Below are 12,776 nucleotides of genomic sequence, written 5' to 3'. Positions count from 1 at the left end.
GCACGAGCTCTTCGCGTGTCGGCACCCTCGCAGTCGGGTGTCGTACGCTCGGATCATGGCGCGCAGAGAAGACGCGGGGGCGGTGCACCGGATCCACTCGCTGCCCGAGGACGCCCCGTGGGAAGGCGGGATGCCCCCGGCGGGTTCGCCCGAGCATCCCCTGATGATCCGCGGACTCGACCGGGTGCTGGCCGTGCAGCGTCCGCTCGTGCTGGCGCACATCCGCAGCATCCGGCTGCGTCACCCTGGCGCCTCCCCGGCCGAGATCATCGTGCTGCTGGAGCGGCGCTATCTCGCCGCCGTCACGACCGGCGGAGCGGCCGTCGGCGCGACCGCGGTGATCCCGGGGATCACGACCGGCGTGACCCTCGCGCTGTCCGGCGTCGAAACGGCAGGCTTCGTCGAGTCGACGGCCCTGTTCGCGCAGTCCGTCGCGGAGGTGCACGGCATCTCGGTCACGAACCCGGAGCGCGCCCGCGCGCTCGTGATGACGCTGATGCTCGGCAAGGAGGGGGTCGATCTGATCCGGCAGCTCGCCGGCCAGGCGGCGGGCAACGGCGCCGCCCGTTCCGCCTACTGGGGCGAGCTCGTCACGAAGTCGCTCCCCAGCGCCGCTGTCGGCCCGCTCACCGACCGGTTGAAGAGCATGCTGATCAAGCATTTCGCAGCCGCAGGCGGCGCGTCCCTCCTCGGCAAGGCGCTGCCCTTCGGCATCGGCGCCGTGATCGGCGGCGCGGGAAACCACGTGCTGGGGCGCCGCGTGCTGACCAGCTCCCGGCGCGCGTTCGGGCCGCCGCCGCAGGTGCTGCCCGCCGAGCTCGAGCCGGTGCCCGGCGCGGAACGGCTGGAGCGGAAGGTGGCCCGCGGCGCGCAGCTGGCGGGCTCGGCCGTGGCCGGTGCCGCCGGGACCGCAGCCCGCGGCGTCGGCGTCGCGGGACGCCGCGCCCAGGAGGTCGGACGACGGGCGCAGGATCTGGTGCGCCGGCACAGGGCGCCGATCTCCGGCCCCGAGGCGCCGGGACCGCAGCTGCATCCGGATCCGCCGTCGGCCGAGGCCTGATCGTCCCGCACATCCTCGATCCTGGGGAGGTTCTGCGCGGTTCCCGCAGGACATCGCCGGCGCGGTCCGCGCACGTCCGATCCCGCTCCTAGCGTGACGCCATGACCCGCGCTCCCGATCCTCCCGGCCCACGACCGCTCCGCCCCGACCCGTCGTATCCGGTGCCCTGGACAGTGGATCGCCGTGACCGCACGCACCCCGTCCTCACCAACGGCGGCGACCGCATCGACTTCGTGCGGGTGTTCGCGCGCACCTCGCGCGACCCCGGCCGCACCCGGTTGTGGGGTCGCGTCCGTGCCGGCGAGCAGCTCGAGATCTGCCTGTGCGACACCGACGTCGACGACGCCGTGATCACGCTGGCCTGGTTCCGGCCGGACGACGGCCTCGAGTACATCTGGCGGTTCGTGGTGTGACTGTGCCGTGTCGAAGGCGCCGTGTCAGAGGCGGGCCCGCGGAACCGTGGGGCTGGAGCGTCCGCACGGCGCGCCCGGAACCCCGGTCCTGGGGGCATGCAGGCGGGACGTGAAAGGATCGACGAGTGAGCCAGAGCGATCCTTCCTCCCGCACGACGGGGCGCAGCGGAGTGTCGTTCGTCATGCCGGTGCTGAACGAGCGCGCCTACCTCGAGCACGCCGTGCAGTCGGTGCTCGCCCAGGACGTGGACGGTCCGACCGAGCTGGTGCTGGCGCTCGGCCCGTCGACCGACGGCACGACCGAGCTCGCCGAGCGCCTCGCCGCGCATGAGCCGCGGCTGCGCATCGTGCGCAATCCGGCCGCCGACATCCCGGTCGGGCTGAACGCGGCCATCCGCGCCAGCCGGCATCCCACGATCGTCCGGGTGGACGCGCACTCCGAGCTGTCCCCCGGCTATGCCCACCGCGCTCTCCAGACGCTCGAGCGCACGGGCGCGGCGAACGTCGGCGGGGTGATGCGCGCCGACGGCCGCACCCCGTTCCAGGCGGCGGTCGCGCGCGCCTACAACTCGCCCGTCGGCCTGGGCGGCGGCAGCTATCACGGCGGCACCCGCGAGGGGCCCGCGGAATCCGCGTACCTGGGCGTCATGCGCCGCTCCGTGCTGGAGGAGGTCGGCCTGTTCGACGAGTCCGTCCGGCGCGGCGAGGACTGGGAGCTGAACCTGCGCATCCGCCAGGCGGGGTACGCGGTCTGGTTCGACCCGCAGCTCGCGGTGACGTACTGGCCGCGCGAGAGCTGGATCCGGCTGGCGAGGCAGTTCCGCGCGACCGGCGCCTGGCGCGGCGAGCTCGTGCGCCGCTACGGCCGCCGCAACGGCGTGCGGTTCTTCGCTCCGCCGGCCCTCGTGCTGCTCGTCGTGCTGGCGGCCGTGCTCGGCGTGCTGCAGCTGACCGGGGTGGTCGCCGGGATCGGATCCGCGATCGCGTCGGTCGTGTACCTTCCGCTGATCGCCTACGCCGTGCTGGTGATCGTGATGGCGCTGGTGCCCGGTCGGCCCACGGATCCGCCGCGCAGCCCCCGCGAGCGCCTGTGGACCCTGGCGGTGCTGCCGACCATGCATCTCGCCTGGGGGCTCGGCTTCCTCACCGGCGTGCTCCGCGGCGCGCACGACACGGTCGACGCCTCGCGCCTGGGCACCCAGAACACGCCGCTGCCCTGAGCGGACGGCACGCGCCTCGACGCGGTCAGGCGTCGAGCCAGCCGAGATCGAGGATGCGGTCGACGACGCGGCGCGCCGCCGATCCGTCGTCGCGGCCGTTGAACTGCGCCTGCCAGGCGACGTACTCGGGCGCGTGCGCGGCCACCGCCGAGACGTCCCCGAGCGCGGCGACAAGTTCCTCCTGGGTGCGCAGCAGCGGTCCCGGTGCGCGCTCGGCGAGATCGAAGTAGAAGCCGCGCAGCTTGCCCCGGTAGTGCTCCAGATCCGGCACCAGGAAGTACATCGGCTTGCCGGTGGCGCTGAAGTCGAACATCACCGAGGAGTAGTCGGTGATCAGGGCGTCCGCCGCGAGCAGGAGCTCCGCGGTGTCCGGGTAACCGGTGACGTCGATGACCCTGGCGCCCTCGTGGTCCCGGCCGGGGCGGATGGTCCGCGAATGACCGCGCACCAGCACCACGGCGTCGGCCGCGGAGGCGAGCGCGTTCGGATCAACGAAGTCGACCATCTCGCTGCGGTCGTCGCGCCAGGTGGGGGCGTACAGCAGCACCCGCTCGTCCGGCCCGATGCCGAGCGCGCTGCGGATCCGCGTCGCGTCCCCGGTGCTGAGCACGTCGTTGCGCGGGTACCCCTCGACCCAGATCGGCCGGCTCAGGAAGGCGTAGGCCTTGCCGAGGACGCGAGCCGCGTACGGGTTCTGCGCGAGCAGCGCGTCCCAGCGGCGCGACTCTCGGAGCACCGCGAACCAGCGCCGCGGATGGAAGCCGGAGCGGTGCAGCGCCAGCCGCTTCAGCGGCGTGCCGTGCCAGGTCTGCAGCACGCGCTGGCCTGGTTTGCGGTCGAACCTGCGGCGCAGCCAGTCGTTCACCACGAGCAGGCGGGCGTCGGCGCGGGCCCGCCACCACTCCGGCGATCCCTCGATGACAGGGACGGCGCCGGCGGGTACCGGAACGGACAGGTCCACGACGCTCCAGTACCGGGTGACGGCGGGCGCGCGCGTCGCGAGCTCGCGGTCGATCGCACCGGGGTTGCAGCCGCTCGACTGCCCGTAGAAGGACTCGAAGAACACCGCGTTCTCCCCCGCGCCGGGCAGCGCCACGTAGCGCCCCTCGAGAGCGAGGCGGCCCTCGGCGGTCTCGTAGGCGGGGTCGATCGGCGGCGCGACCCGGATCCTGCCGCCCTCCGCCGAGACGCGCAGTCCCTCGAGCAGCACCGGGACGAGCACGGCGTCCTGGTCCGGCACTCCGTCGATCGTGAGCGCGTACTCGCCGCTGGGCAGCGGCAGCTCCTCGCCGCCCCAGCGCGAGACCCGCAGCGGCAGCGTCGCGGACCAGCCGTCCGCGTCTGCGGTGATGGAGCCGTCCACGGCCGCGCGCGGCCCGAGCAGTTCGATCGTCTCGGGGGCGGGGCCGGTGCCGGCGATCAGCAGCGTCTGCTGCGCCTCATCGACGCGGACGGTCGTCATGCGCTTTCCCTTCCCTGGTGTGCGCTCGCGGGTGCGGTGCGGGCGACGATCGCCGCCAGCACCCGCCCGGCGTTGCCGCCGTCGCGGTGCGCGTGCATCCGCTCGCTCAGCTGCCGGGAGCGCTCGGCCCGCCGGGCGGTCTCCGCAGGATCCGTGAGCGTCGCCTCGAGCTGGGCGATCGCCCCGGCCCAGCCGGCGGCGGGGTCGTCTCCCGCGACGTCGGCGTAGCGGCCGTAGAAGCCGCGGGTGCGCGCGTACTCGTCGGGATCCGGGGCGAGGTAGACCACCGGCATCGCCAGCAGGCCCACATCGTAGGCGAGCGACGAGTAGTCGGTCACGAGCACGTCGATCGCGGGCAGCACGGGCGTGATGTCGGCGACGAGGGCGGATCCGATCGCGCGCACCCGATCCGTGTCGATCGGCGGGCGGTACTCGCCCTCCCCGAGCGGGTGCGACCGCACCAGCAGGACGCCGTTCGTGCGCTCCAGCATCGCGACGATCCCCTGCCACTCCGCGGCGGACGGCACGGCGGGATCCGGGGCGCCGTCCCGCCAGGTCGGCGCGTACAGCAGCACCCTGGCGCCCTCGGGCACGGTGCCGACGGCGGCGTCGCGGGTCTCCACCGCGCGCTCCCGGCGTCCGGTCGCCGTGCCCGCGGAGAGCACGTCGACACGCGGCTCGCCGGTCACGAGCACCTGCTCGACGCCGAGCCCGAAGGCCGACTCCAGGCGGCCGCGGGCGCGATCGGAGGCGGCGGGCAGCACATCGATGCGGCGCGTCTGGGCACGGTAGAGAGCGCCGATCAGGCGCTGCAGCGGAACGAAGCCGGGCAGGAACGCGCTCTGCACGGTGGCCGGCGAGTCCAGGCCGATCCGCTTCAGCGGGATCCCGTGCCAGAGCTGGACGAGGAAGGCCCCCGACGTGGCATAGCGGTTCACGTCGCCGAAGCCGTGCGTGACCACGATCACGCCCGCCCTGGCCGTCGCCCACCAGCCGCGGAGTCCGGCCTTCGGCAGGGAGCGGATCCCGAGCGCCGCCGCCTGACGGTCCTCGCGCTCGGATCCGGTCAGCCAGAGCGGGTCCGCGCCGGCCGCCGTCGCGACCCGCAAGAGGGCGAGGGCGCCGTCGCCGACGCCCGCGCCGCAGCCGATCACCCAGCCGCGTCCCCGCGGCACGAGCAGGGTGCCCAGGCGTCCGGCGAGGTAGAGCGGGATGCGCAGCAGCTTGCCGGCGTTGCCCGCGCGGAAGGAGAAGGACGCCACCCCGCGAGCCTATCCCGGTCGGCGGAGCCCGCGAAAAGCAGCGGTGCCGGCGAGACGGACGAAGGACGCCGCCCCGCACGCGGGGTGGCGTCCTTCCTGCGTCGCAAGGTCAGCGGCGGAGCATCACTGGGAGAGCGTGCCCAGGGTGACCGTGACGTCCTGCGACTTGCCGCCGCGGTCGATGGTCAGCTTCGCGCTGCCACCTCCGGCGACCGCGCGCACCTGCGCGGTGAGGTCGCTGGCGTCCGTGATCGGGTTGCCGTCGAACGCGGTGACGATGTCGCCGGCCTGCAGCCCGGCCGCCGCGGCCGCACCGCCGTTCGTGACCGAGGCGATCTCAGCGCCGACGACCGTGGCGCCCTTGACCTGGCTCGCGTCCCGCACCGAGGCGCCGAGCAGGCCGTGCGTGGCCTTGCCCTTCGCGATGATCTCGTCGGCGATGCGGTGCGCGATGTTCGAGGGGATCGCGAAGCCGACGCCGATGTTGCCCGACTGCGCGGACGACGAGGAGGAGGAGCCGGTGCTCGCGATCGCGACGTTCACGCCGATCAGCTTGCCGTCGCTGTTCACGAGCGCTCCGCCCGAGTTGCCCGGGTTGATCGCCGCGTCCGTCTGGATGACCGCGATCGAGATCGTCTCGCCCGAGCCGGAGGAGCCGGTGCCGCGTCCGGGGATGTCGAACTGGAACGGCTGCTGCGAGCCGTCGGAGCCGGGGTTCTGCGAGTCGTTGTTGCTCTTGGGCGCGGCGGAGGACTGGATCGAGATGCTGCGGTTCAGCGCGCTGACGATGCCCGTGGTCACCGAGTTCGCCAGGCCGAGCGGCGCGCCCACGGCGACCGTCATCGAGCCGACGTTGAGCTTGGACGAGTCGGCGAACTCCATCGGGGTGAGGCTCGAGCCGTCCTTGACCTGGAGCACGGCCATGTCGTACGTCGCGTCGATGCCGACCACGGTGGCGTTCAGGATCCGGCCGTCCGAGGTCGTCACGGTGATGTCCGGGTTCGCGACCTCGCCGTCGAGCGTGGCGACGTGCGCGTTGGTGAGGATGTGCCCCTGCTTGTCGAGCACGATGCCGGATCCGGAGCCGGAGGCGCTGGATCCGGAGACGTTGATCGTCACCACGGAGGGAACCGTCTTCGCCGCGATCGCGGTGGCCTCGGACACTGACTCGGGGTTGTTCACGGTCACGGTGCCGGGGCCGGACGCGGTCTTCGATGTCGAGGACGACGGGTTCAGCGCGGCGTAGCCGACCGCCCCGCCCACGCCGGCCAGACCGCCGACGAGGGCCGCGGCGATGATGATCGCGGCGACCTTTCCGCCACCGACGCCCGTCCTGGTCCTGGACTCGGTGGACGCGGGGGAGCCGGGGATGCCGAACGAGGCGCCGGAGTGCGGCTGGGCCGCGGCGGCGTGATCGCCGGGCGCGGACCGGGGCGCGCCAGGGTCCGCCGGGAGACCGTAGCCGCCGGTCGGCGGGATCGGCTGGGTGGGGGCGGTGGCGGACGGGTCCGCCGGCGCGGGGTTACCGGGCGCGGGGGTGGAAGAGAACGCGGGGGGCACGGAGTGCCCGGCGTCGGGGTGCGGCGTCTGCTCGCTCATTTTCTGCTCCTTCGAACCTTGCTCTTACAGACTGACGCCCGTTTCTGTGTTTTTCTTATGCCCGCTGGGAGATTCCGCTATGCCGTTACCCTGGGCGGCATGGGAATCGTGCGCGGCGCGTGGCGCCGGACCGCCGAGGGCGCCGGGCTGCTCTCCGCGACGGGTGCCGTCGCTCCGACCATCTTCGCCGAGATCTCCGCCCTCGCGGCGCGTACCGGCGCGATCAACCTCGGGCAGGGCTTTCCGGACGAGGACGGCCCGGCCGAGGTGCTCGAGGCGGCACGGGCCGCGATCCTCTCCGGCGCGAATCAGTACCCGCCGGGGCGCGGTGCGCCGGATCTGCTGCAGGCCGTCGCCGAGCACCAGCGCCGCTGGTACGGACTCGAGGCGGACCCGGAGCGAGAGATCATCGTCACCGCGGGGGCGACAGAGGCCCTCGCCGCGACGATCCTGGCGCTCGTGGACGGCCCGGACGACGAGATCGTGGTGTTCGAGCCGTTCTACGACTCCTACGCGGCGATCGCCGCGCTGAGCGGGGCGACCCTGCGCACCGTGCCGCTGCGGCTGCCGGACTTCCAGCCGGATCTCGAGGAGCTGGCGGCGGCCGTCACCGACCGCTGCCGGGTGATCCTGGTGAACGATCCGCACAATCCGACCGGGGTCGTGCTCTCCCCCGCCGTCCGCGCGGAGATCGTCCGGCTCGCGGAGCGGCACGACGCGATCATCGTGACGGACGAGGTGTACGAGCACCTCTCCTTCCATGCGCCGCATGTGCCGATCGCGACCATGGAGGGCGCGGCGGATCGCACGCTGACGATCTCCTCGGCGGGCAAGACGTTCTCGGTGACGGGCTGGAAGATCGGCTGGATCCACGGGCCGGCCGCCCTCATCACCGCAGTGCTCAGCGTCAAGCAGTTCCTCACCTACGTGAACGGCGGACCGTTCCAGCCCGCGGTGGCCGTCGGCCTCCGCCTGCCGGACGCGTTCTTCGCCGAGGCGTCGGAGGCGCTGCGCGGGAAGCACGACCTGCTGGCCGCGGGACTGCGCGAGGCCGGGTTCGCGGTGCACGCCCCGGACGGCGGCTACTTCACCGTGGCGGACGCGACGGACATCGGCGGTGCGGACGCGGGCGCGTTCTGCCGCGGCCTGCCGGAGCGGATCGGCGTCGCCGCGATCCCGCTCACCGCCTTCGTGCGCCCGGAGCACCGGGCGGACTATCGCGGGCTGGTGCGCTTCGCCGCCTGCAAGCGCCCCGAGGTCATCGCCGAGGCCGCCGAGCGCCTCGCCGGGCTGCGCACCGGAGGCTGAGCAGGCCGGGTGCACGGATCCAGGCCGGTTCAGCGCGGCACGACCCGATAGCGGCGCAGCCGCAGCACCGGGTTGGACTCCCGCACCCGCGCCACGAGGGTCGGGTCGAGCTCGGCGAGCGCGATCCCCTCCCCCGTGCCGACACCGGCGATCGCGACGCCCTGCGGATCCATCACCGCCGAGTGTCCGACGCCGATCGGGGCGGGATGATCGGCGGCGACCACATACGCGGTGCTCTCGATCGCCCGCGCCGCGAGGAGCGTCGTCCAGTGGTGCTCCTTGAGCGGACCGCGCACCCACTCGGCCGGCACCACGAGAGCCTCCGCGCCCGCATCGACCAGGGTGCGCGCCACCTCGGGGAAGCGCAGGTCGTAGCAGGTCATCAGGCCGAACGTCAGGCCGCCGACGACGAAGACGGCCGCGGGCCCGAGGTCGCCCGGCGCGATCCACCGGGACTCGGCCTGACCGAACGCGTCGTACAGGTGCTGCTTGCGGTAGACGGCGAGGATCCCGGAGCGGTCGACGGCGACGAGGGTGTTGCGGATCCTTCCGGCCTCGGCCGCCTCGACCATGCCCGCGACGATCACGACGTCGTGCCGGGCGGCGAGCTCGCGCACGAGGGCGGTGAAGGCGCCGTCGAGCTGCTCGGCGTTCGCGGCGAGGGAGTCGTCCATCGGTTCGACGAAGTAGCTGGAGTACTCCGGCAGCACGATCAGCTTCGCGCCGCGCTCCGCGGCGCGGGCCACGAGCTCTGCGATCCGCTCCCGGTTCGCGGCACGGTCGGCGACGGGCGCGAACTGGCAGACGGCGGCGACCACGGTTCCGGCGTTCATGGCTCCATCATCCCGCACGCCCGTTTCCCGCGCCGCCGGGCGGCCGCGGTGGGAGAATGAGTGCACTGGCCCGCGGCACGTCACCGGAGCCGGAGGAGGCGGTTCCCATGATCCCACTCATCGTCCTGATCGTCGTCGTGATCCTCGCGATCATCGTGTTCTTCATGGCGGCTCGGATCGTCCGGCAGTACGAACGCGGCGTGGTGCTGCGCTTCGGACGGCTGCACAACGTGCGCGAGCCGGGGATCCGGTTCATTTTCCCGGTCGTCGACGTGCTGATCCCCGTGTCCCTGCGGATCGTGACGATGCCGATCCAGTCGCAGGGCATCATCACGAAGGACAACGTCACCGTCGGCGTGTCTGCCGTGGCCTATTACCGGATCATGGACCCGGTGAAGTCGGTGATCGCGATCGAGAACGTGCGGGCGGCGATCGACCAGATCGCGCAGACCACGCTGCGCCGTGTGGTCGGCCAGCACCACCTCGACGAGATCCTCTCCGACACCGCGTCGCTGAACGCGAACATCCGGGAGATCCTCGACGTCACCACGGTCGACTGGGGCGTCGAGGTGACGCTCGTCGAGCTGAAGGACATCCTGCTGCCCGACTCCATGAAGCGCGCGATGGCGAAGCAGGCCGAGGCGGAGCGGGAGAAGCGGGCGAAGATCATCGCGGCCGAGGGCGAGGCGCTCGCCGCCGCGCAGCTGGGCACGGCATCGGACACGATGATGGCGCACCCGCTCGCCCTGCAGCTGCGCACCCTGCAGACGCTCGTGGAGATCGGCGTCGACAAGAACACGCTCGTCATCGCGCCGGCGCCGCTGGTGAACTCGATCGGCGACGTGATGAACATGATCGACCGGGAATCCGCGGTCGCCCAGATGCGTGCGCACTGAGCCGCTACTCTGCGCGGCCCGCCTCCACGGGTCCGGCCGCGGGAGCGGAGGTCGGCGTGGGCGTGGGTGTGGGCGTCGGAAGGCTGCCGTAGCGCTGCATCCGCTGCCAGCGCACCCGCTGCCCGGCGATCGCGGTGAACACCGACTGGATCACCACCAGATACATCAGCTGCCGGTACACGACCTGCTGCAGCGGCAGGGTCCACAGCGGCCACGGCCGCTCCCCGTCCAGGTGGAACGAGTATGCCGCCACCCCCGTCTGCACCACCAGGAAGGCCAGCCACACGGCGACCACGCGCATCGGGTCGAGGAACAGGATCCCGTACACGGCGAACAAGTCCACGACGGGGGCGAGCAGCGGGAGCAGCACCTGCAGGAGCAGCAGGTAGGTGAGACCGCGACGGCCGAGCTTGCCCGCCGCGCCGCGCTGCAGGACGGCGCCGCGGTGCTTCCACATGGCCTGCATCGTGCCGTAGCACCAGCGGTAGCGCTGCCGCCAGAGTGCGCCGAGGCTCGCCGGCACCTCCGTCCACGCCCGCGCCTCCTCCTGGTAGACGACCCGCCAGCCGTCGCGCAGGATCGCCATGGTGAGGTCGGTGTCCTCGGCGAGCGTGTCCTCGCTCACCCCGCCGACGGCGGCGAGCGCGGATCGCCGGAACGCGCCGATCGCCCCGGGCACCGTGGGCATGCACTCCGCGAGATCGAACAGACGCCGGTCGAGGTTGAAGCCGACGACGTACTCGATGTGCTGCCAGCGGCCCAGGATCCCGCCGCGGTTGACCACCTTCGTGTTGCCGGAGATCGCGCCGATGGCGGGGTCCGCGAACGGCTGCACGAGCCGCGTCACGGTCTCCGGCTCGAACACCGTGTCGCCGTCGACCATCACGAGCAGGTCGTGCGAGGCGGCCGCGATCCCGGTGTTCAGGGCCGCGGGCTTGCCGGCGTTCTGCTGACGGATCACCCGCACCCGGTCCAGTCCGAGCGCCGCGACGATGTCGGCGGTCCCGTCCGTCGATCCGTCGTCGACCACGATGATCTCGACCGGATGCGTCGACGCCGCGATCGACCGGACCGCGGCCTCGATCCCGGCCGACTCGTTGTAGGCCGGGACGATCACGGTCACCGGCGCGGTGACCGCGGCTCCCGACGGCGCCCGGCCGCGGACCGTGCGCGCGTGCCGTGCGGCGACGATCACGACCAGGATCGAGCGCAGCAGGATCAGCATCCCGCTCAGCACGAGCGCCCACTCCACGACCGCGACGACGGCGTCGCTGATCCGCACCGTGCCGACCATGGCGGCGGCAGCCGCCTTCTGGCCCGTGGTGGCGGCGCTCATGGTGCCCTTCAGGCCCACGGCGTCGCTCAGGGTCGTCACCCTGATGCCGCGCGCGGCGAGCGCCGGCAGCAGGCGCTTGAGGGCGGCCACGGTCTGAGACCTGTCCCCGCCGCCGTCGTGCATCAGCAGGACCTGCCCCGCGGTGCCGACGGGCGTGGCGTTGCGCACGATCGCGGCCACGCCGGGACGGCGCCAGTCCTCGCTGTCCTGCGTGGTGAGCGCGGTGACGAAGCCCTCCGCCCCCGCGGCCCGGACGGCGCGCCAGGTGCCGTCGCCGAGCGCCGACGGGGTGGAGCTGTACGGCGGCCGGAGTAGGGCCGTGGTGCGTCCTGTCGCGTCGATCACCGCCTGCTCGCCGCCGAGCACCTCGAGCTGCTGCCGCCACTGCGGGGCTCTGCCGAGGTCGACGTGCGTGAGCGTGTGCACCCCGATCTCGTTGCCGTCGGAGAGCGCTCGGCGCACCACGTCGGGGTGGGCCATGGTCTGCTCGCCGATCGCGAAGAAGGTGGCGTGCGCGCCGTTGTCGCGCAGGACCTTCAGGATCTCCGGGGTCCACCGCGGATCCGGTCCGTCGTCGAAGGTCAGCGCGACCGTGCCCTGGCGCGGGCTGAGCGTGCGCGTTCCGCCGCGGGTCGAGACGACCGGTCCGCCGTGCGAGATCGCGGCGGGCACGGATCCGGACGGGCCGGGGCTCACGGCGCCGTCGGCTCCCGCGTCTCCGAGGTGGTGCACGTATCCCTGCACGGTCAGCGCCGCGACCAGGAACGCGATCACCGCCCCGAGCGCGATCCAGTGGGCGGTCGGGCGGACCGCGCCGGCCCCGGTGCGGGGTCTTCTCACGGACGACCCGTGGGCGCGGGTGACGGCTTGTTCACGCGACCGGGCGCCGTCGCGCTCTGACCGTGCGACGTGCCGGCGGTCGTCGAGGCGGGTGCCGGAACTGCGGCGGCCGGTGCGGCCGCACTGGCCGGAGCGGGGACGGGCTGAGGGGCGGCCGCGGACGGGGCGGACGCGGACACCGTCACGGTCTGCGGGGCGGCGGGGCGCTCCTCGGGCGTCACGGGCGTCGGCGTGACGCGCGGCTGCGGTGCCGCGTGCGCGGACCGCGGTGCGGCTGCGATCCCCGGCAGGATCGGGCTGTGCGGGCCGCCCGGGGCGGCGAGGGCGAGCGCGGCGATCACCACGTAGGCCAGGACCGCCGTGACGACGGCGAGGACGAGGGCGCGCGCGAGAAGGGCCCTGCGCCCCGTCGCGTCCACGAAGATCGCGCGGGTGCGCAACGAGCGTCGGGTGCGCGGCTGACCGTTCACTGTGTTTCCTCCGGGAGCGGAAAAGGGGACCCCAGAACGATACGACACCTGCCTGAGACCGACCCGGGACCGTGATG

11 protein-coding genes are annotated in these 12,776 nt (G+C 73.1%); 5 read left to right on the top strand and 6 right to left on the bottom strand.

The genetic code is table 11. The annotated features are described in order from the left end of the window. Positions 1-55 precede the first annotated feature (55 nt). From ACTJJZ_RS01425 to ACTJJZ_RS01415, 3 genes are all read left to right on the top strand, one after another. The gene (locus ACTJJZ_RS01425) at positions 56-1,060 is read left to right on the top strand and encodes a hypothetical protein (protein ID WP_440719378.1); all 1,005 of its coding nucleotides are present in this window, start codon (positions 56-58) and stop codon (positions 1,058-1,060) included. A 101-nt stretch (positions 1,061-1,161) separates the two neighbouring features. Beyond that, positions 1,162-1,473 carry a hypothetical protein gene (locus tag ACTJJZ_RS01420; protein ID WP_440719377.1) on the top strand — a complete coding sequence of 104 codons (312 nt, stop codon included), beginning with the start codon at positions 1,162-1,164 and terminating at the stop codon, positions 1,471-1,473. 182 nt (positions 1,474-1,655) lie between these two features. Then, positions 1,656-2,693 carry a glycosyltransferase gene (locus tag ACTJJZ_RS01415; protein ID WP_440719443.1) on the top strand — a complete coding sequence of 346 codons (1,038 nt, stop codon included), beginning with the start codon at positions 1,656-1,658 and terminating at the stop codon, positions 2,691-2,693. Between the two features lie 25 nt (positions 2,694-2,718). Here the strand turns inward: ACTJJZ_RS01415 and ACTJJZ_RS01410 are convergent, their stop codons facing one another. From ACTJJZ_RS01410 to ACTJJZ_RS01400, 3 genes are all read right to left on the bottom strand, one after another. Beyond that, complete coding sequence (locus ACTJJZ_RS01410) at positions 2,719-4,155, bottom strand: CDP-glycerol glycerophosphotransferase family protein (protein ID WP_440719376.1); 1,437 nt, start codon at positions 4,153-4,155, stop codon at positions 2,719-2,721. Next, entirely contained in the window at positions 4,152-5,417 is a 1,266-nt protein-coding gene (locus ACTJJZ_RS01405; RefSeq protein WP_440719375.1) for a CDP-glycerol glycerophosphotransferase family protein, read from the bottom strand. The genes ACTJJZ_RS01410 and ACTJJZ_RS01405 overlap by 4 nt, the downstream gene beginning before the upstream one ends. 123 nt (positions 5,418-5,540) lie before the next feature. Next, positions 5,541-7,016 (bottom strand): trypsin-like peptidase domain-containing protein, encoded by a 1,476-nt coding sequence (locus tag ACTJJZ_RS01400; RefSeq protein ID WP_440719374.1) that lies wholly within the window; start codon positions 7,014-7,016, stop codon positions 5,541-5,543. 99 nt (positions 7,017-7,115) lie between these two features. Between ACTJJZ_RS01400 and ACTJJZ_RS01395 the strand changes: the two genes are divergently transcribed. Continuing rightward, positions 7,116-8,324 carry an aminotransferase class I/II-fold pyridoxal phosphate-dependent enzyme gene (locus tag ACTJJZ_RS01395; protein WP_440719373.1) on the top strand — a complete coding sequence of 403 codons (1,209 nt, stop codon included), beginning with the start codon at positions 7,116-7,118 and terminating at the stop codon, positions 8,322-8,324. 29 nt (positions 8,325-8,353) lie between these two features. On the opposite strand, the gene ACTJJZ_RS01390 is transcribed toward ACTJJZ_RS01395, so the two are convergent. Then, positions 8,354-9,157 (bottom strand): carbon-nitrogen hydrolase family protein, encoded by an 804-nt coding sequence (locus ACTJJZ_RS01390; protein ID WP_440719372.1) that lies wholly within the window; start codon positions 9,155-9,157, stop codon positions 8,354-8,356. A gap of 107 nt (positions 9,158-9,264) precedes the next feature. On the opposite strand from ACTJJZ_RS01390, the gene ACTJJZ_RS01385 reads away from it, so the two are divergent. After that, positions 9,265-10,053: a slipin family protein gene (locus ACTJJZ_RS01385; protein ID WP_440719371.1), complete on the top strand. Its 789-nt coding sequence runs from the start codon at positions 9,265-9,267 to the stop codon at positions 10,051-10,053. Between the two features lie 4 nt (positions 10,054-10,057). On the opposite strand, the gene ACTJJZ_RS01380 is transcribed toward ACTJJZ_RS01385, so the two are convergent. Next, a complete protein-coding gene (locus ACTJJZ_RS01380; protein ID WP_440719370.1) occupies positions 10,058-12,229 on the bottom strand; it encodes a bifunctional polysaccharide deacetylase/glycosyltransferase family 2 protein in 2,172 nt (723 codons plus the stop codon). After that, positions 12,226-12,699: a hypothetical protein gene (locus ACTJJZ_RS01375; protein WP_440719369.1), complete on the bottom strand. Its 474-nt coding sequence runs from the start codon at positions 12,697-12,699 to the stop codon at positions 12,226-12,228. The genes ACTJJZ_RS01380 and ACTJJZ_RS01375 overlap by 4 nt, the downstream gene beginning before the upstream one ends. Positions 12,700-12,776: the final 77 nt, after the last annotated feature.

The organism is Microbacterium sp. 22242 (assembly GCF_052045495.1).
GTDB lineage: Bacteria > Actinomycetota > Actinomycetes > Actinomycetales > Microbacteriaceae > Microbacterium.
The sequence above is the reverse complement of the archived record's forward strand: the minus strand, read 5'-3'. Positions and strand labels throughout refer to the sequence as shown.